This window comes from Photorhabdus sp. P32, assembly GCF_038085095.1.
In the GTDB taxonomy this organism is placed as follows: Bacteria; Pseudomonadota; Gammaproteobacteria; order Enterobacterales; family Enterobacteriaceae; genus Photorhabdus; species Photorhabdus luminescens.
Genome location: NZ_JAZGJN010000265.1, coordinates 1 through 19,777, shown reverse-complemented (window position 1 = coordinate 19,777; position 19,777 = coordinate 1). Strand labels below are relative to the sequence as shown.

The window sequence follows — 19,777 nt, the reverse complement described above, 5'->3', positions numbered from 1 at the left end:
ATCAATGAAACAGATTGTTGTAGTGATTGGAGACCGTTTGGGTAAAGGGCAAAAAGTCGCTGCGGGTGTTGAAATTGCTGGCGGGAGAGCGATTGTTATTCCGGGAATGGCGGCGGATATGAAACTGGGCGACGTGATGAAAGCGGAACAGGGGGACTTGGGTATCTCTTTTTGCGGCAGTGGTGGTGCCGGCGCTATTACTGCGCAGAATAAACATGGCTATAAAGTGCGTCATGGTATGCGCTCAATAGAAGAAGGAGAAACGGCAATTGCTGACGGTTGTATCGTATTAGGATTTGGATTTATGGATAAAGAAGAATTAGGGGAGCGTTTAATTAAAGCATTTAATAGAAAATACGGCGACACATAATGAAAAAACACCTTAAAACGTCTGTTCGTGTTAATGGTCAAGGCGAGACAAAACAGCAAGCAATTGCGGATGCTTTAAATGCGGTACAACGTACAGTATTAAAAGAGACCAATAATATTATTCTGCGTATTGAACCTCAAAATGTTGAAATCGTTAGTGCCGCCATTAAAGTCATTAATGAGAAATTTCTATTTTTATTTTTTCCCCGTAAGCGTGAATTCTATTCTGTTATTTTAGACGTTGCTTTAGATGTGACCTTATTGAATATTCAAGAAATACATTTTAAGTCAGTTTAATTTATTGACGGAAATGTTTAAGAGGAAAAATAAATGGATACCACCACAACAGTTTCCATTTTTGAGGTCCTGATAAAATCATTGATTATTGGCGGATTATGCGGTTTTGGCCTTGGCGCCGGTGCTGCGCGGATGTTTCATGCGCCGACCATTCAGGGAATGGGGGCGTTTCGTACTTTAGGTGAGCTGAATGCTTGTGAGGGTGATCCGGCTTCGCATTTCTCATTTGGCTTAGGCTTCTTCTTCAATGCTTGGGCGTCATCGGTGGCGGCGGGCGCTTTTACACAGGATGTTGATCACCGCATTATCCCTAACTGGGGCGTGGCGGTACTGATGATGAAAAATCGCAATGTGGCAGCGACATTACACAATCCTAAAAAAATGGCGCTGGCTTGTGCTGTCGTTGGTGCGTTGGTTGTGTCCTTTTTGAATACCACCGCCTCTGTGGCGCCAATTGCTTTACAAACTACGGCAACTAACGTGCTGGTACCGGCGGCTAATCTACTGGTTAATACCGTGATGCCGGTTATCTTTTGGCTGGCGGCAATCGATGCGGGTCGTCGCTCTGGCTTTTGGGCAACGCTGTTTGGTGGTTGTGCTCAATTAATTATGGGTAATGCAATCCCAGGTTTAGTACTGGGTATCCTGATCGGTAAAGGGGTGGATGACAGCGGTTGGAACAAATTAACGCGGACGATGATGATAGCGGTCATTCTGCTATTTATGTTGAGTGGTTTCTTCCGTGGTTTCGACATTAACCTACTACGATCTTTTGCTCTCGGCGTACCTGGCTGGTTGCAATATGTTCATGATGTATTAAGTGGAACATGATCTGATTAACACATAACTTATCGGAATTTGATCATGAATACAGAGTTGAAAAATGATCTTTGGTACGCAGAGTGGACATTTCCCGTCTTAGTTGGCTTGCTATCAGCGGGAGTATTTGCCGGTACCCACATGTATGTTGTGCATGGCTTTGGCGCATTTAACGAGGTGGTTTTTGTTGCCATGTTACGTTCTGGGATTGATAGCGGCGTTTATAGCGCAGTAGCTGCGTTCGGTGCCAGTTTTTTGTTTGCCCGGATTATTGAAGGTTCTTTGGTGGGGATTTTAGATATCGGTGGTGCGATACAAACCGGCCTTGGACTTGGTGTTCCGGCGTTATTACTGGCGGGTGGGTTTGATTTTTTAGTGACTAATTTCTATGTGTCATTAATAACCGGTATGGTGTTAGGTATGGCTGTAGGTTTAGTAATTATTCTGGCGCGGCGATTTACCGTTAATCAAGGTAATTCTACTTACGGTGCAGACATTATGATGGGCGCCGGTAATGCTTCCGGTCGTTTCCTTGGTCCTTTAATTATTCTTGCAGCTATGGCGGCGACTATTCCGATTGGTCTCGGTTCATTAATCGGCGCCTTAATTTTCTATGCATGGAAAAAACCGGTGGCAGGCGGTGCAATTTTAGGGGCAATGGTTTTAGGCTATTTTTTCCCTATCGCTGCTTAAGGATAAATATATGAACGATCTTGTCATTAAGCAGGCAAAACTTATTAACGGCGATAGCGTTGATATTATCGTTAATCAGGGAAAGATCAGCGCAATTCATCCAGCGACGAACAGTGATCTAACAGCAAAAAAACAGATCAATCTTAATGCTAAATATTTTATTAGCGCCGGTTGGATAGATGCTCATACTCATTGTTATCCATCATCGCCTATCTATTTTGATCAACCCGATTTAGCCGGGATTGCTGGTGGTGTGACGACCATTATTGATGCGGGTAGCGTTGGGACTGATGATATTGATCACTTTTATTCACTGATGAAAAGGACAAAAACTCACGTTTATTCATTTCTGAATATTGCCAGAACCGGCATTATTGCTCAGAACGAACTGACTGATATGAGCAAAATTGACGACGAAAGCATATATCGGGTAATTAGACGTTATCCTGACTTTATTATTGGCTTTAAAGCGCGTATGAGTAAAAGTGTGGTAGGCGAAAATGGTATTCAACCACTAATTCGCGCAAAGGAGATACAAAAAGAGAGTGGTTTACCGTTAATGGTACATATTGGCAATAGCCCGCCTGATCTAGCGGAAATTGCTGTTCTATTGACCTCAGGGGATATTATTACTCACTGTTTCAATGGTAAGCCGAATGGAATCTTAGATCAAAATGACCATTTGAAACCTGCTATTCAGCGGGCTTTAACTCGTGGTGTCATTTTAGATGTCGGTCATGGTAGTGAAAGTTTTAGTTTCTCTGTTGCAGAACAGGCAATGAAGATAGGTGTTTATCCCGGCATGATCAGCTCTGATATTTATCATAACAATCGGGTTAATGGGCCGGTATATAGCCTGGCGGCAGTGATGACGAAATTTCTTTGTTTGGGGTTTAGCCCGAAACAGATTCTTGATTGCGTTACAATTAAGGCAGCGAATATATTGCATTTGAAAGGTAAAGGCCATTTAGCTGTCGGTTATGATGCCGATATCACGATCTTTGATATTAAAAATGAAAAAATCGAACTTTTTGATGCGGAAGGTCAGATAAGGATCGGGAGACAAAAATTTATTCCTGTTGCTGTAATTATTGCTGGCGAAGTTATTGCAACTAAAGAGGGGAGAGAATATGGAATCAATTTACCAGAAATATAAATTAAGAAACGTGATTAATGCATCCGGGCGTATGACTAATTTAGGCGTCTCAACACCTAAAATGGCGGTAATTAATCAGGTTGTTTATGGCCTTAACCATTACTTCGAAATGAAAGATTTAATTGATAAAACTGGCGAATATATTGCTAACTTATTGAAAGTAGAAAATGCGGTTATTGTTTCCTGTGCTGCTGCGGGTATTGTGCAATCCGTTGCCGGGATAATCGTTAAAGATGACCGAGATCTGTTACTAAATCTCCATAATTCTGATAAGCCGATCCCCCGTGAAATTATTGTGCCGAAAGGGCATAACGTAAACTTTGGTGCGCCGATAGAAACGATGGTTGCCCTTGGCGGCGGTAAAGTGATTGAAGCGGGTTTTGCTAATGAATGTCATGTTGCCCATATTGAAGCGAGAATTACATCTCGAACCGCCGCTATTCTCTATATTAAATCTCACCATACTGTACAAAAAAATATGCTGACGATAATTGATGCTGTGGCAGTGGCTAAAAAACATGGCTTACCATTAATTGTCGATGCGGCGGCGGAAGGAGATCTGACCGCTTATTACAATATGGGGGCGGATCTGGTTATTTATAGCGGTGCTAAAGCGATTGAAGGGCCAACCAGTGGCTTAGTTATCGGTAAAAAACATTATATTGAATGGGTTAAATTACAAAATAACGGTATTGGTCGGGCAATGAAAATTGGCAAAGAGGGTATTCTGGGGCTGACATATGCGATTGAATTATATCTGACGACACAGAAAGAGAACGGGCAGCAAATGGTTGAAAGAATGAGGCCATTTATCGAACAACTGAATGTGATTACCGGAATTGCCGCTAAAATTGTTTGGGACGATGCCGGCCGTGATATTGCTAGAACGGAAATCTATTTTGATGAAAAAGCCATTGGCAAAAATACCTTTGAAATTATCGCTCAATTAAAACAGGGGGATATAGCAATTTATTGTCGTGAATATAAAGCGAATGAGGGTAAAATTGAGGTTGATATTCGGAGTATAACAGCATCTCAACTCAATATGATTGTTTCTGCTATTCGCCAACTTATTAGCGAAGCGTAGATAATAAAAAATGAATATTTTAATAGATAAGTTATTTTATTCTGGATTATTGCTAATAGTGAATTTTATTTTCTTACTGAGTTGGGGGTATATTCGTGGTGCAATTTCCCTATCAACGTCTTGCTTATTTATTTGATGTAATCCAATCAGAAACATTACCACAGGAAGAAATTGCCAGGCGCTTTAATGTTTCGACACGTACTATTCGTACCGATGTCTCAATATTAAATGATCTATTTGTTGGCTATGGTGCGAGGATCATGTATGAAAGAGGATTAGGTTATCAGCTTAAAATAGATGATGAACAGTGTTTTGCCGCATTACCAACAGAAAAATACCAGATTAAAAATATTCCTCGTACAGTGAAAGAACGGATAGATGCGCTATTATTGAAATTTCTGATGGCTTCACGGCCGATTAAATTGGACGATATTAGCGGAGAATGGTTTGTTAGCCGAAAAACATTGCAACATAATATGCCTATTGTCAGAAAAATATTAAATAAATATCAAATCACACTGGAGACCATTCCCCGCCAAGGTATCAGACTAGCGGGAGCGGAGACAGCAGTCAGAGCTTGTATTACCGATATTTTATGGCAGCAATTTATCATGGGAAATGAACGTTCATTGAATAGTTTTAAACAGGGTATTTTGTTCAATATTGATCTGATTTATATAGAGAAAATTTTGCTAAATAACCTTAGCCGTTTTGATATCCATTTAACTCATGAAGGACGGCAATATCTGATTTTTAACTGTGCGGTTTCTATTCTGCGTATTACCAGAGGGTATGAGATGGTTAATTATCATGTTGAAAATATTGATAGCGTGATTAAATATGCGGCTAATAATATTGCCAAAGGTTTTACTTATTTTCTGGGTAGTGATATTACTGTAGCGGAAGAACATTATTTAAGTGTTCAGATATTAGCTCAATTGATTCCTTATCATTATGATTCGACGGAAAATAATAGCGATAAGCTGGTGGATTATATTCTTACTTATATTAATGACGGCTATAATTACGATTTACGTAGTGATATCCGTTTAAAAACCGATCTTTCAACGCACTTAGCGGCAATGATGATACGGGTTCGCTACCAAATAAATACGCAGAATCCGTTATTATCGGATATTAAACAATATTATCCGTTTGCTTATGATGTGACGCTCAGTGCAATGGCGAATATTGAACATAAGCTACCTTATGCTATTAGTGAAGATGAGTTGGGCTATTTAGCGGTGCATATTGGTGTAGGGCTTGAACGAAATTACAGCACAGGTTATACCCGATACCCTCAGATTCTGATAGTGACGGATATGGGTAATGCAACAATTCGTATGATTGAGGCCAACATTATACGTGAATTTCCTCAACTTAAATTGCAAAACATTATTGCTTTACATGAATATCAACAACTTGAATCCGTTAATGAAGATTTTATTATTACCACGGTCAGGCTGCCGGAAAAAAATAAACCGATTGTTAAAATTGCGCCATTCCCAACACCTTATCAATTAGAACAAATTGGACGATTAGCCATGATCGACCGGACTAAACCCTATATTCTTGAGCATTTCTTTGATGAAAAATATTTTATGAACCTCAAAAGAAAAATAACGCAGAAAGCCCTGTTTAAATATGTTTGTAAAAAATTGGAAATGGATGGTTATGTGACGAAAAATTTTTATTCTTCACTGATTGAACGAGAGTCTATTGTATCAACTCTATTGGGAGAAGGAATTGCATTACCGCATACATTGGGATTACTGGCGCATAAAACCGTAGTCGTAACCATATTGGCCCCGAATGGTATTGAATGGGACAAAGAGAAAAAGGAGATAGCGAACGTTATTTTCCTGCTGGCGATCAGTAAAGCCGAATATGAAGAAGCAATGGCAATTTATGATCTATTTGTGACTTTCTTACGAGAGAAAGCGACAAAAAGATTATTGAATAGCCAAAGTTTTTATGATTTTCAGGCTATCGCAAAAGATAGCCTGGGGCGCAGTGTATAAAATCATATTTGCTTGCGGCTTTTTGGACTAAATAGAACCCACAGCGCGGCTAATAATGCGCATCCTCCGCCGCTGAAAGCGACACCATACCAAGAAAAATACCAGGCGGCGACAGCGCCTAAAGAGGAGCCTACTGCGCCGCCGGCGAAATAACAGGTCATAAATACGGTATTTAGTCGGCTGCGGGCATCAGGTAATAATGTATATAACCGTGTTTGATTTGCCACTAAACCCGCTCTGCTGCCAAGATCCAACAGAATAATACCGGCGAATAAAAATAGAATACTGTGGCTCGTGCCGCTAATTAGACACAAGGCTAATGTCACTAATAAAGCACCTGTGGCAACAATAGCTCTCCCACCAAAGCGATCTGTTAACGAACCTATTATTGGTGAAGCTAGCATTCCCACAATTCCCGTCAAACCAAAGAGACCTGTAATATCGCTTCCCCATCCGTAAGGTGGTTGGGAAAGCAATAAGGCCAGAGAACCCCACAGCGTATTAAAGGCGGCGAACAGTAAAAAACCGGATAATGCTGCTTCACGCAAAAGGGACTGTTGCTTTATTAATTTACCGAGTGAAATAAGAAGTTGGCTGTAAGTTATCGTATATGGTGTTTCTATTTGTGGCAATACAAACCAGACCAGAAAAAGCAGGCATATATCAATTAAAGCTGCCAATACAAACATTTCACGCCAGCCGAAATATTCTCCGACTGCGCCGCTCAATGCCCTGGCAAGCAGTACTCCGGCAAAAAGGCCGCTCATTAGATTGCCTACCGCTCGGCCGCGTTTTTCTGGGATTACCCAACCGGATACGGCTGGAATAATGATTTGTGCTGAAATAGAAGTTAATCCCACAATCAGGCTACTTATTAGAAAACATGTAAAATTCGGCGCTGTGGCACATAAGGTAAGGCTGATTATATTGCCAATTAAGAGGCTGAAAATAAGCTTGCGACGGCTTAGTGCATCTCCAAGTGGTCCAAAAAAGAGAAGCCCCATTGCGTAGCCGATCTGCGTTAATGTCGCGATCCAGCCAGATATTGAACCATTAACGTTAAAATTTGTCCCAATTACTGGCAATAATGGTTGGTTATAATAAATGTTCGCTACAGCAAAACCACAAACAGCAGATAATAAGATAAGAGAAACGGAAGAAATAGGATTTGGTTTAATTGCTGTATTTGACATAGGGACTCTCAGCATTTGGCTGGAATTATGGTGAAATGATTTTGGCACTATCCGCAGATTGCGGGAATAAAGAGAGCGAGCGAAGTTGTTTTGCATAGAATGCAAAAATGATAGCGTTACCAGATATTGTGTATTATTTGTAATTATAAGGCGTTTGAATATTCGAAGGTAAAAATTGCGATGAAAGATTTATTACGTACCGATATGCTAGCAACATTTATTCATGTTGCCCGTTCACAAAGTTTTTCTGCCGTTGCTCGTTTGCAAGGTATGGCGGCATCTTCTATCACTCGTCAAATAGACAACCTCGAACAGATGCTAGAGACAAAACTATTCTTTCGCTCTACCCGTGGTTTATCATTGACTAATGCCGGGGAGGTTTTATTTTCAAAGGCGCAAGGTATTATCAATGATCTTGTTGATGTTCAGGCTGAATTAGCGGCATTGAATGGTGAGCCGCAAGGGGTATTACGTATAGCTTGTTTGCCAACCTTTGGGCGTCAACATATTATTCCGATGCTAGCAGAGCTATTTACTCAATATCCTAAAATTCAGGTTGAACTTGATCAAACCGAACGTTTAACTGATCCCGTCAGAGATCGTCTTGATGCTGTTATTCGTATTGGTGAATTAAAAGATAGCACGCTTTATTCAAAATGCATCTCCACACAAACTTGGATTATTTGTGCCAGCCCAGGCTATATTCAAAGGTATGGAACACCGACGTCATTTACCGAATTAAATAATCACTATTTGCTTGATAAACATCATGACCCCGCTGGCGTTTGCTGGTCACGTTATCGGGATTCTATTAACTTCAACGATGAGAAAAGGATTCTTCGCAGCGATGACTTTGAAACATTGAGAATGGCCGCGGTGAGTGGACTTGGAATAGCGCTTCTGCCTAATTGGGTGGTATCCACAGATATTCGTTCTGGAAAACTTGTGTCTTTATTTAATGATCCAGATGGACGTAAAGAAGATATTTATTTACTGCGGGCGCTTGCTCACTCGCCAGCAAAATTAACAGTATTTATGTCATTATTACAAAAGAGACTTGCCAAGATAATTTAGTCTAATGCGCTTGATATATATTAATGGTTTTATGCGATATTGTTTAATATAATTCACTCACTATATGATTTTATTGGGTGTTTTTTACTATGGTTATTAATATCAATTTCTTATTGAAGAATAGGTTGTTTGGTACTGATTTTGTTAAATAAATCACAGGTTCTATTATTGGCGAAAATAATTATATCTATGTGATTGTTGATTGCTGTAATAAATTAAAATTAATAGATGGTAATTTTAAGATATAGTTAAAGTTGATATTTAACTATTCTCTAAGTATCCGGCTTATTTATTGTTGTTGAGTTGTCATAGAAATATATTTATTCTTCTGTATTATTTTTGACTTATAGCAATATTATTCTTAATGAATATAGAGGTTTATTATGACTAAAATTTTTTCATTCAATAAAAATCACCGAGATTTATCCGCAGGGCATCACTCATTGCTTAAAGAAGTTAATGGTGTCAATGGTGTTCCTAAATCTTTGATGCCGGGGTTTCCTGATTTAGATGATCAATTTAATCAGATGGGAATTACCCATATTCGGCTTCATGATGGTTTTGGTATTGGCGATATGGATAATTATTTCCAGGTGGATCGAGTTAATGATCGAAATCAAATTATTGTTAATGTCCCAGAAGAGAATAAATCCGCGGCTAAGAAATTGCTCACTGACATTTCAAATATCAGAAGTATCTTTCCCAATGCGGCTGCCGGGATGAGAAATAATGATATTAGTCTTGCATTAAAAGAGGCTAATTATAAAATGACTGATGCTTATCTGCTAGATATTATGAATAATCAAGTTAATCTTAATCCAGATAATATTCAGCGACAAATCATGTTTCGTATTGCACGTACTGGTGATGGCGGTTATGAAATACCAGAGCATTTTGATATCTATGCAATATTAGTTAGCACGTTGGTGAATCGCTACGCTTTAAACTATGCCAGAATCGGTTTGCCAAGAAAAATAACTTACTGGCAGATTTGGAATGAGCCTGATTTGTTTTTTTTCTGGAATAGTAATGATCCTAAAAAATATTATGAATTATATGCTAAAATTGCAAGAATAATTAAAGCTGTTGATCCTTCGGTTAAAGTAGGTGGTGCTGGTATTGCGTTTGTTGATAGAGCACAAGAAGATTATCTTGATGGGTTTTTATGGTATTGTAGAGATAATAACGTACCATTAGATTTCTTTTCTTGGCATGGATACGTTGAAACTGGAGACCCGCAAAACATTATTGATGTGGGGAATAAGGTTCAAAAAAGCTTGCATGCTTATGGTTTTACCAATGCAGAAAGTTTTTGTACTGAATGGAATTCTTGTCCTATTGCAACAAAAAACACATATACAAAAGTACAGGGAATTAAAAATGCGGCATATATTGCTTCCACATTTATTTATATGCAATATATAAAAGCCGACAGAGCTTATTATTATCGAGGCGATGGCTTATCTTTTGGTTTGTTTAACAACCAGCCCAATCCTAAAAATCCAAGTGTTAAAAATTTCTGTACCTATTCAGCTCAATCTTTTTACCTGTTTGCCAGAATGTTCGAAACACCTTATATTTTGAGTGGTAATAGGGATTTCTCTACAGGTTTAACTGTTTTGGCTGCCGAGAATGCCAAAGGCAATAAAATTAATATCCTTGCCGCAAATTATCAAGTTGATAAGAGTCTTGCCGATGGTAATGCGGCTCCTGATTATTTATATCAACAATACTATCTTGATGCCAGCCGAGCACTGAATCAATTAACAGATACCCAGAGTAAGAATAAATGGTTTGGTGGCATTGATCCGACAACCATTCACGTTGATAACGCGGTTGTACAACGTGAACCTGTTAAACCATTCCCGGATAATAATCTGTTGAGAGCTAAAAATCGTGATTATGCTGATAGTGACCAAGGTGTTACCGTAGTAATTAATCATATAGGTTATAAAGAATTTAAGGTCAAAGCATTCCGTATTCAAGAGGGTGGATCTCTGGCGCAAATGACACCCCCGGAAGTGACTAACCAGATTAATGTGTCTATCGCTAATAATAAATTAACGCTAGTGGATAAGGGAGCGAAGCCTGCAACGGTAACATTATATTTATTAGAGCTAAAGAATAATTGATTTTATACCCGTCATCTTTCAAGTTGCCTCTTTGTTGGCTGCACTCACTCACCCCGGTCACATAGTTATCTATGCTCCCGGGGATTCGCTCCCTTGCCGTCGCGATGCATCTTGAAATCCATAGGGTATATATACAATGGAAATATTATAGTAAATTATTTTCTCTGCTAAATTAAGTAATAAAGAATAAAATCATTTTAATCTGACAGGCTCTGAAAAGAGCCTATTTAATAATGATTCATTGTAATATGTGTTAATGATTTTTTTCACGATATTTTTCAATATAATTTACTCTCTATATGATTTTGCTATGTGCTATTTTGTTATTGTTATTAATACCACTCTTGGTTGATTGAGATATATTTTCTCTCTTTTAATGATAATCTGGTTAAATAACTTACAGAGTCAATTTTATTACAGGAAATAATTGTATTAATGTAATTGTTTATTTAATTCAATAAATTCAAAGTAATGGCTGAGAATTTTAAGGCGTAGTTGAAAGTGATATTTAACTATTATATAGGTCTTCCATTCATTTATTGTTATTGAATTGTCAGATAAATGTATTTATTCTTTAATATTATTTTTGGGTTATAGGGATACAATTTCTTAATTAATATAGAGGGTATTATGACTAAAGTTTTTTCATTTAATAAAAATCATCGAGATCTATCAGCAGGGTATAATTCACGTCTTAAAGCGGTTAATGGCGTCAATGGTCTTCCTAAATCGATAGCGCCGGGTTTCCCTGATTTAGATAATGAATTTAATCAGATGGGAGTTACCCATGTCCGGCTCCATGACGGCTTTGGTATTGGCGATATAGATAATTATTTCCAGGTGGATAGAAAAAATAACCAAGATCAAATGATTATCAATGTACCGGAGGAAAAGAAACCGGCGGCTAAAAAGCTTGTTGCTGATATTGCAAATGTCCGAAGTATTTTTCCCAATGCGGCTATCGGGATGAGAAATCATGATGTGAATCTTGCATTAAAAGATGCCAATTATGAAATGACCGATACTTATCTACGTGATGTTTTGAATAATAAAGCAGATGTGAATCCAGATAATATTCAGCGACAAGTTTTTTTCCGCATTGGGCGTTCACTTGATGGCGGTTATGAAATACCAGAGGATTTTGATGTTTATGCAGCATTAGTTAAAGCCTTGGTGAATCGTTATGGTGTAAACTATGCCAGCATTGGGTTGCCGAGAAAAATAAGCTATTGGGAGATTTGGAACGAGCCTGATTTGATGTTTTTCTGGAATACTGATGATCCACAAAAATATTATCAATTATATGAAAAAGTAGTGAGATTAATTAAGGCGGTTGATCCTGATGCTAAAGTTGGTGGTGCAGGTATTTCGTTTAGTAATCATGCCGGAGGACATTATATTGATGGATTTTTCCGATATTGTCGGGATAATCATGTACCGTTAGATTTCTTCTCCTGGCATGGATATGTTGATACTGGAGATCCGCAAAACATTATTGATATGGGTAATACGATTCAGAAAAGTTTGCATACTTATGGCTTTACTAAGACAGAGAGTATTTGTACTGAGTGGAACTCAACTCCTTTTGGATCGAGAAATACATTTACAAAAGTGCAGAGTCCTAAAAATGCAGCCTATATCGCCTCCTCATTGATTTATATGCAATATACCAAAGTTGACCTGGCTCATTATTATCGTGGAGATGGTTTATCTTTTGGTTTATTTAATGATCAACCTAATCCTAAAAACCCAAGCGTTAGAAATTTCTGTACCTATTCAGCCCAATCTTTTGGTCTTTTTGCTAGAATATTAAAAACACCTTATATATTAAGTGGTCAAAAGGATTTTTCAACTGGCTTAACGGTTTTGGCGGCCGAAAATAAATCGGGTAATAAAATTAATATCTTCGCAGCAAATTATAAAGTGGATAAGGGCTTTTCTGATGGTAGTGTACCACCAGTTCCGGCAGATTTATATCGACAATACTATTTGGATACGAGTCGAACATTAGATCAATTAACGGATACCTGTAGTAAGAATAAATGGTTTGGTGGTGTTGATCCGACAACCATTCAATCTAATAATGCGGTAGTACAGAAGGAGCCAGTACAACAACTTCCTGAAGATTCTCTTTTGAGACCTAAAACTCGCGATTATACTCATAGTGACCAAGGCGTTACCGTGGTGATTGATCATATAGGTTGCAAGAAAGTTAAAGTTAAAGCGTATCGTATTCAAGAAGGCGGATCGTTGGCACAAATAACACCGCCAGAGGTGACTAACCAGATTAATGTGTCTATAGATAATAATAAATTAACGTTGGTAGATAAAGGTGCGAAACCTTCAACGGTAACACTGTATTCATTAGAGCTCATTCATCATTAATTTATATGCAAAGAAAATATTAGAATAGATTATTTTTCTTTCCGTTAATAATTGGAGAATAAAGTTATTCAGGCTCTTATATACCCTATGGATTTCAAGATGCATCGCGACGGCAAGGGAGCGAATCCCCGGGAGCATAGAGAACTATGTGACTGGGGTGAGTGAGTGCAGCCAACAAAGAGGCAACTTGAAAGATAACGGGTATAAGGGCCTGTTTAATCATGGTGAGTAATTTATTGGAATAAGGTTGATTCGGAATTAATAGGTGTTTGTTATTAATGAATTAATAGTAATTATCTTTGTTTGGTTATAAGGTAATATATGTTTTTAATATGTATTATGATTTTATTGAATTAAACTATGTAATAAATATGGATAAAATTAAGGTGTATTATTAAATTCGGCTTTACTCAGCGTTAATAATTCGTGTATTCAATAAATTTATAAGATTATTTTGGATAAAAATCTTGGGATAAAATCTGCTCCATATTCCAGATACAGGATTCAGGAAAAACATCTAACCCGGTTTCATTAGCAACAATTGCAACTGCATCAGACCATGCGTCGTCCAACCACTCTTTATCTGCCAGACATCCCTTAAGACTTGGCGTTTTATCAATACGTCGCGACAGAGATTTTCGTTGCTCTTTGATGGTTCTTTGCCAACTGGAGCTGTGACGGCCTGGTTGAAATTGCCATTTCAGAAGGTGAGCCAGTAGAACGGCCAGCCGACTTGCTAGCTCGCGTTTTTCACTTTTACCCACGTCTTCTATCTCCTCGGCAATGTTTTCTATATCTATCTGACTCAGCTTACCACTACGTAGTAACGCTGCTTGTTCATTAGCCCAAGCTACCACGTCGGTTTCATAACGCGTTCCCATGAAAGCCTCCGATTTGGATTATCTGTACAACATAAATAGATTCGTTCTGTGCGCAGTGTGTCAAAGAATTATGGCGCCGTCAAAACAGGGGCATCATTGAAAAGTAGGGATTGGTTACTTTCGCTATTTGTGGTGAGTTTTTAAATTCACCCCTTTTTCTGTCAAACGATAGCGCTGTAATGGGCTGCTAGGTTTTTCTGGATGGCTCATTTCAATTAATCCCGCTTCTAGAGCGGGTTGCAAATAGCGCTGACGGAATGAATTACGATCTTTTAATCCAAGGGCTGATTGCAGTTGCCCACGGTTCATTTCCCCTTTCAATACCATAATTAGTTGTTTAACTTGTTGGGTAGCCTGATGGGTAGCCTGATGGGTAGCCTGATGGGTAGCCTGATGGGTAGCCTGATGGGTAGATGTCAGAATTGCATCACGGATCATGTGCAGCATAAATTCAATAAATGGTGCACAATCAATGAGTTGGCTACTGAGATTAATTGCCTGATAGTAATGAGCTTGATGTTCATAAATCAGGCTTTCAACGGGAATAAATTCGAATAATGGATTCCAGTGGTTTAAGATTAGTGTTTGCCATAATCTGCCCATTCTGCCGTTTCCATCGGCAAACGGATGAATGAATTCAAATTCGTAATGGAAAATGCAACTGGCAATAAGTGGGTGAATATCAGTAGAGCCTAACCAGTGAAAAAGGTCGCCCATCAGCTTTGGAACCCGGTTTGCCTGTGGCGCCATATGAATCACTTTTTCTCCATCCATTACACCGACGCCACCGTGCCGATAACTGCCGGCATTATCTAGCAATCCTTTCATCAGAACATAATGGGCTTCCAGTAAGTTTTGCTCTGATGTGAAATGCCAATGGTTAAGCTTTTCATAAGCCAAGATAGCGTTACGTGCTTCTTGTATTTCACTGATTGGCGCAATAACTCGCTTTCCTTCAATAATGGCGGTGATTTGGCTTACATCAAGTAAATTACCTTCAATTGCTAATGAACCGTGAATGGCTAGTATCCGATTGATACGTCTCAATCGTAGAGCTTTTATTTGTTCCTGCTCTGTGCTTAACCGCCCGATATTCTCGCTGATTTCAGCAACTAATTGGATCATTTTAACTGTAATTGAGAAAGGTGGTTGATAGCCTTTGTTAGCTGAATTCATTGAATACCTTAATTGGCTTACCGTGGATAGCTTTAACGTTATTATTGGCTCTGGAAATAGATTGATATTATCGCCAGTAAGGAGGTACGAGCAATAGACTGGCGATTATTGTATGAATTGTGTGATTATTTTTCTGCTTCGCCGCCTAATGCTTCAATGGTGCTTTTAATCAGCGCACTTAATTCACCGGTCATCAGAATAAAGTCAGCATCAAACCGTTGGGCAAAATCTTCCCGGTCAATGTCATCATTTTGTTCACGCAGCGTATCACTGAATTTTATGCGTTTGAAAGCGCCATCATCTGACAGCATCAATTGAATACGTTCTTCCCAATCAAGCGCTAGTTTGGTGACACATTTGCCGGCTTCTATATGGGTAGCGATTTCATCAGAAACCAAGTCTTGTTTTTTACAACGAATCACGCCGCCCTCTTCCAGAATAGCTTTTAGTTCAGCTTCATCCATTAAAGCAAAACCTGTTGGCAAATCACCGGAACGTACCCATTCTGTTAGAGTTAATTCTATTGGATCTTTAAATGTCAGGGGGACAACAGGTAAAGAACCCAGACTTTTTCTCAATAATGCCAAATTATCTTCGGCTCGTTTAGCACTGGCAGCGTCAACAACGATCAGATTATTGGCGATATCGATCCAGATATAAGTTTGGCTGAATCGGCTAAATGCCCGTGGTAGCAGGGTATGCAATATTTCATCTTTCAGAGAATCTTTCTCTGTTTTTTTAAGTTTGCGATGCTGTTCTCCTTCCAGTTTTTCAATTTTTGCTTGTAGCGCTTGTTTGATAACTGGTGAAGGCAACATCTTTTCTTCTTTACGGGCGCAAATCAGAATTTGGTTATTAGCGACATGAGTAAAGGCATCGCTGTGTGAACCCATTGGCGGCATCCAACCTGTTTTTGCCATATCTTGACTGCCACATGGGGTGAATGCTAACGGACTCAATTGTTTTTCCAGTTCATCCGCAGAAAGTGAAATTTCCCGGTTTAAACGGTAAATCATTAAATTTTTGAACCACAACATAAAATTACCCCATATTTTTGCTCAATGAATCGGTGAGCATTGCAAACATAAGACAGCATGATAGCGAATCATAGAGATAAGCCCTAGTCTATTATGTCAATTATGCAAATTGGCGGCTTTTCTCTTAAAAGCATCGGCGTCTACAGTTCATCAAGCTGAGTTAAAACAGTTGCGGCTAATTGGCGTTATATTTCCATCAAGTGCTGAGACACGCCGTGCTTACTTATGGAAGTACGGCGCGGTCAGGTCATCCGATGAAGTGAGGATTCACCGGAGTAGTTCAAATTCCCGCTTGAACGCAGTGGCGTTTTTCACTCTTTGGCGTGGGAAGGGTGTTAAAAGGTTCAATTAAATAATGGTATATATCACGTTGTGGCAACGTACTGCCGCTAATCCTATTACCTTCATACCAAAGGCATGAAGCAGCCGGCCCTTGACCACCATAGGGAAGATAACCGTGCTCTTCCAGATGTAAGTCAGTATTACTCAGAATACTATCTGGCAGGTGAAGGCGTTCGCTGAGTTGATGATGGATGTAGTCACTGGTACCAAACAGAGATATATACATAGCATTAGCAGGATACAAGGGATCAGAAAAATAATGGATTAAATCTTTATCCTGATAATATCTTTGTAAGAAGAAAACCGGGGCAAAAAATTCTTTATAATTGCCTCCTAATGATAATTCTTTCTCGAAAACAGTGGGTTTTATCATGCCATTGATGGGGTTAACGTCTCCTCCATAGGTGCAATAGGGTCTATTTGCTTTAAATATTGCGGCAATTTTTACACTGTGATCAATATCGCTATTGGGACCGACAATATTCTTATAGTCACTATAAGGTCCAACTCTATCTTCAATATTCTTCAAATCAGAGATTAATTGTTGCTTGAATGAGTCGTATATATCATTGTGTACTAATATGGCATTTGGACCAGCACAATCCTGCCCTTGATTGTAAAGAACAACTCGTTTTGCACTTTCAACAGCCAGATTAATGTCTGCATCTTTTGAAATAATAAGTGGATTATGACCGGCGCCATTAAGAATAAATAAGGTGTTTTTTCTGAAATGTTTACGTACTTTGAGCGCATTCTCTGGCGTTCCCGTAAAGATTACTGCATCAGTTATTTTTACTCGTTGACTTAAAAATAACTCTTTATCTTCATAAGAAATAGATAATGTCGGAGAAAATTCGGATAAATTAATAACCTCCTCAAATTTTTTGTAATGTGTATGCATTGCTGTCGGGGGGCGTATGCACACGTTTTCTGCCATAAGCGAGGGGATAAAACCAAAACATATAGAAGCGTAAATGGGTTGGTTAAGTGGCAGGAATGATGTCACACCATAAATTTTCTTTTTGAAATATTCTCTGTTGTTCTCAATATTATTCAAGACATCCATTGAACGGAGAATTTCATCTTCAGTGACGTTTTTACATTGATAGCCAGAGAGTGCTTCAACTAACGCCTCACTATTCTTTTGTAAAGCTGAAGAAAGTTCGTCACATTTTTTTCTGATTTCGGTGAAATTAATTTTACTGTATAACTTAGTCATATATATTTTGCTCTCCTCGATTTTGTTGTTTATGAATTTCTCTTTTTTGGGTAGATTATTTTCGTTGTTAACGCTATTTTCCTCATTATTTTTATGTGGGTTTTTAAAGTGGGTTAAAATATGCTGCATTTCATTTAAATCTAACCATGTTTTAATGCGAGGGCCTTTAATATCGCCAAATAACCCTCGATAGAGTAGAAACCATATTTTGGATGACTTATCATCCGGGAAATGGTCTTCATATATATTGATTATACGCTGGAATAGTTGATCTTTAGAGAATATTTCTCCTGAGCTTATTGAGTTAGCAATGGCTGAAAAATATTTTTCCTCCTTAATATCCCGTAATCCTTCGTTTTTGCTTTTTCGTGTCCTGATATAATGCTTGTAACTTATTTCCAGCTCCTGAGCTGAAATGGATTCTCCCGGTTTTTTATAGCGATTTAGAAAATTTTCGGCAGCGAATTTACTTGCCGGTTTTGAAGCGTGTAATATTCTTGCTATCTTAGAAAAAGATAATCTTTTGCTATTCTTTTTCGAAATATTAACTTGATCATTTAGGTAGGGTGCCAACTCTACATAAAATTTAGACGATCTCTGTGGCTCTTTTGAGAGATAAGTACGAATTGCGTCTCGTGTAAGCAGATGGCGAATATCATCCAAAGAGAAACTATTTCCTTTCGACTTCGATATTTTTTTACCTGAGGCATCAAGGAAAAGCCCATACTTGTAAAATCGTGGAATTGGCCTGTCTAATGCTCCCGCGATCTGGCGAGCAACAGCGGCAGAAGCTAGCAAATCTTCACCATGCATTTCAAAATGAATGTTTCTGGCAAGCAGGCGCATACCCCAGTCGGCTTTCCACTGAAGTTTAGATTTACCGTTTAGTACCGAAATAGTTTGCTCTTGATCTAATATTTCATTTTTATAGAGTTCGCGAATTTCTACGCCATATTCATAACCGGGTTTATTAATGATTTCATCCGCCGGTATGTAATAGGTTATTTCTCCTGACGTAGGGTTCACGCCGGTGACGATAATATGTTCCAATACTGCGCCAGTCTTTTCAGAAATGGGCATGATAATGCTGTAAGTTCTTTGTCTTAAAGGCCCCGTAGATTCCTTGCATATTTGGTTTAGCACTGAGAAATTTTGCAGGAATAGTTTGATTTCGTCATTGTAATCGCCACTTTGATAGGCTAAAGAGTTTCTGACTAGCTGACACTCTATTTCGTATTCTCTGGCAAGTTTCATGAGTTGGTACTCCGCCATTTCAGAAAATGACGGGAAATTGTCGAAAGGGTCCGGCACCCTGCTTATCGGTTGGCCTAGATAAGGCGTTAACGTTTCAGCATTTGGGATATTCAAAGGTACTTTTCTGAAAGGGTCCAAATCATCTGAAATGAGATAAAAATTAACTGTTCTGCCTATTTTCTCCAATTCGGTTTTGATGAGATTGGCACGGAGGATTTCACAAAGGGTTCCTATATGTGGCAGCCCTGTTGGTCCAAAACCCGCTTCGATATTGATTGATTCCTCGTATGGTATAGCCTGATTGATTTCGAGGGCTTCTTTGACATACCATTTCATTTGCAGTTACCTCCATCATAATGTTTTGATTATTTTAGGGTTAATGGTGATGAATAAAGACGGTATAGGTGTTATCAACTTGTCAGGAAATCCTCGATAATCCTGATGAGAAAAAATGCGTTAAAATGTTAGAATATTTTATGTTTTTTGTTTTGATGTCAGCGATTAACCTTAAAATCTCTTTAAAATTAATGAATAGTTAATGCTAGTTCTAGCTAATTAACTATTACTATACCCGTCATCTTTCAAGTTGCCTCTTTGTTGGCTGCACTCACTCACCCTAGTCACATAGAGTTATCTATCACA

The 19,777-nt window shown here is 38.6% G+C and carries 15 protein-coding genes; 10 read left to right on the top strand and 5 right to left on the bottom strand.

Annotated elements, in window-relative coordinates:
• Nucleotides 1-4: 4 nt before the first annotated feature.
• The 7 genes from V2H77_RS12465 (at nt 5) to V2H77_RS12435 (ending at nt 6,442) form a co-directional block, all read left to right on the top strand.
• Nucleotides 5-370, top strand: a complete 366-nt coding sequence (locus tag V2H77_RS12465) for an SFCGS family glycine-rich protein (protein WP_341499045.1) — start codon at nt 5-7, stop codon at nt 368-370.
• Nucleotides 370-666 (top strand): DUF4312 family protein, encoded by a 297-nt coding sequence (locus V2H77_RS12460; protein ID WP_341499044.1) that lies wholly within the window; start codon nt 370-372, stop codon nt 664-666. Before V2H77_RS12465 ends, V2H77_RS12460 begins: the two co-directional genes overlap by 1 nt.
• Before the next feature lie 33 nt (nt 667-699).
• Complete coding sequence (locus tag V2H77_RS12455; RefSeq protein ID WP_341499043.1) at nt 700-1,497, top strand: DUF4311 domain-containing protein; 798 nt, start codon at nt 700-702, stop codon at nt 1,495-1,497.
• 33 nt (nt 1,498-1,530) lie between these two features.
• Nucleotides 1,531-2,178 carry a DUF4310 family protein gene (locus V2H77_RS12450; RefSeq protein WP_341499042.1) on the top strand — a complete coding sequence of 216 codons (648 nt, stop codon included), beginning with the start codon at nt 1,531-1,533 and terminating at the stop codon, nt 2,176-2,178.
• 10 nt (nt 2,179-2,188) lie between these two features.
• Complete coding sequence (locus V2H77_RS12445) at nt 2,189-3,334, top strand: amidohydrolase/deacetylase family metallohydrolase (RefSeq protein WP_341499041.1); 1,146 nt, start codon at nt 2,189-2,191, stop codon at nt 3,332-3,334.
• On the top strand, nt 3,309-4,421 hold the full coding sequence (locus V2H77_RS12440; RefSeq protein ID WP_341499040.1) for a DgaE family pyridoxal phosphate-dependent ammonia lyase: 1,113 nt from the start codon (nt 3,309-3,311) through the stop codon (nt 4,419-4,421). Before V2H77_RS12445 ends, V2H77_RS12440 begins: the two co-directional genes overlap by 26 nt.
• 98 nt (nt 4,422-4,519) lie before the next feature.
• Complete coding sequence (locus V2H77_RS12435; RefSeq protein WP_341499072.1) at nt 4,520-6,442, top strand: BglG family transcription antiterminator; 1,923 nt, start codon at nt 4,520-4,522, stop codon at nt 6,440-6,442.
• 2 nt (nt 6,443-6,444) lie between these two features.
• Here the strand turns inward: V2H77_RS12435 and V2H77_RS12430 are convergent, their stop codons facing one another.
• Complete coding sequence (locus V2H77_RS12430) at nt 6,445-7,635, bottom strand: MFS transporter (RefSeq protein WP_341499039.1); 1,191 nt, start codon at nt 7,633-7,635, stop codon at nt 6,445-6,447.
• Between the two features lie 180 nt (nt 7,636-7,815).
• Here V2H77_RS12430 and V2H77_RS12425 point away from each other — a divergent pair, with 180 nt between their 5' ends.
• From V2H77_RS12425 to V2H77_RS12415, 3 genes are all read left to right on the top strand, one after another.
• Nucleotides 7,816-8,709: a LysR family transcriptional regulator gene (locus V2H77_RS12425; protein ID WP_341499038.1), complete on the top strand. Its 894-nt coding sequence runs from the start codon at nt 7,816-7,818 to the stop codon at nt 8,707-8,709.
• Between the two features lie 383 nt (nt 8,710-9,092).
• Entirely contained in the window at nt 9,093-10,841 is a 1,749-nt protein-coding gene (locus V2H77_RS12420) for a GH39 family glycosyl hydrolase (protein ID WP_341499037.1), read from the top strand.
• 630 nt (nt 10,842-11,471) lie between these two features.
• Nucleotides 11,472-13,226 (top strand): GH39 family glycosyl hydrolase, encoded by a 1,755-nt coding sequence (locus V2H77_RS12415; protein WP_341499036.1) that lies wholly within the window; start codon nt 11,472-11,474, stop codon nt 13,224-13,226.
• Between the two features lie 449 nt (nt 13,227-13,675).
• On the opposite strand, the gene V2H77_RS12410 is transcribed toward V2H77_RS12415, so the two are convergent.
• The 4 genes from V2H77_RS12410 to V2H77_RS12395 form a co-directional block, all read right to left on the bottom strand.
• Nucleotides 13,676-14,107, bottom strand: coding sequence for a DUF29 domain-containing protein (locus V2H77_RS12410; RefSeq protein WP_341499035.1), 432 nt, complete (start codon nt 14,105-14,107; stop codon nt 13,676-13,678).
• Nucleotides 14,108-14,230: 123 nt separating this feature from the next.
• Nucleotides 14,231-15,283: a Fic family protein gene (locus tag V2H77_RS12405; protein WP_341499034.1), complete on the bottom strand. Its 1,053-nt coding sequence runs from the start codon at nt 15,281-15,283 to the stop codon at nt 14,231-14,233.
• Between the two features lie 125 nt (nt 15,284-15,408).
• Nucleotides 15,409-16,320: a recombination-associated protein RdgC gene (rdgC, locus tag V2H77_RS12400; protein WP_341499033.1), complete on the bottom strand. Its 912-nt coding sequence runs from the start codon at nt 16,318-16,320 to the stop codon at nt 15,409-15,411.
• A 280-nt stretch (nt 16,321-16,600) separates the two neighbouring features.
• Complete coding sequence (locus V2H77_RS12395; protein WP_341499032.1) at nt 16,601-19,471, bottom strand: aldehyde dehydrogenase family protein; 2,871 nt, start codon at nt 19,469-19,471, stop codon at nt 16,601-16,603.
• Nucleotides 19,472-19,777: the final 306 nt, after the last annotated feature.

Excerpts from the sequence above, each read along its gene's own strand:
- V2H77_RS12455 (WP_341499043.1), top strand. The coding sequence starts at position 700 with ATGGATACCACCACAACAGTTTCCATTTTTGAGGTCCTGATAAAATCA.
- V2H77_RS12405 (WP_341499034.1), bottom strand. The coding sequence starts at position 15,283 with ATGAATTCAGCTAACAAAGGCTATCAACCACCTTTCTCAATTACAGTT.
- V2H77_RS12410 (WP_341499035.1), bottom strand. The coding sequence starts at position 14,107 with ATGGGAACGCGTTATGAAACCGACGTGGTAGCTTGGGCTAATGAACAA.
- V2H77_RS12395 (WP_341499032.1), bottom strand. The coding sequence starts at position 19,471 with ATGAAATGGTATGTCAAAGAAGCCCTCGAAATCAATCAGGCTATACCA.
- V2H77_RS12420 (WP_341499037.1), top strand. The coding sequence starts at position 9,093 with ATGACTAAAATTTTTTCATTCAATAAAAATCACCGAGATTTATCCGCA.
- V2H77_RS12465 (WP_341499045.1), top strand. The coding sequence starts at position 5 with ATGAAACAGATTGTTGTAGTGATTGGAGACCGTTTGGGTAAAGGGCAA.
- V2H77_RS12440 (WP_341499040.1), top strand. The coding sequence starts at position 3,309 with ATGGAATCAATTTACCAGAAATATAAATTAAGAAACGTGATTAATGCA.
- V2H77_RS12425 (WP_341499038.1), top strand. The coding sequence starts at position 7,816 with ATGAAAGATTTATTACGTACCGATATGCTAGCAACATTTATTCATGTT.
- V2H77_RS12460 (WP_341499044.1), top strand. The coding sequence starts at position 370 with ATGAAAAAACACCTTAAAACGTCTGTTCGTGTTAATGGTCAAGGCGAG.
- V2H77_RS12430 (WP_341499039.1), bottom strand. The coding sequence starts at position 7,635 with ATGTCAAATACAGCAATTAAACCAAATCCTATTTCTTCCGTTTCTCTT.
- V2H77_RS12450 (WP_341499042.1), top strand. The coding sequence starts at position 1,531 with ATGAATACAGAGTTGAAAAATGATCTTTGGTACGCAGAGTGGACATTT.
- rdgC (WP_341499033.1), bottom strand. The coding sequence starts at position 16,320 with ATGTTGTGGTTCAAAAATTTAATGATTTACCGTTTAAACCGGGAAATT.
- V2H77_RS12415 (WP_341499036.1), top strand. The coding sequence starts at position 11,472 with ATGACTAAAGTTTTTTCATTTAATAAAAATCATCGAGATCTATCAGCA.
- V2H77_RS12445 (WP_341499041.1), top strand. The coding sequence starts at position 2,189 with ATGAACGATCTTGTCATTAAGCAGGCAAAACTTATTAACGGCGATAGC.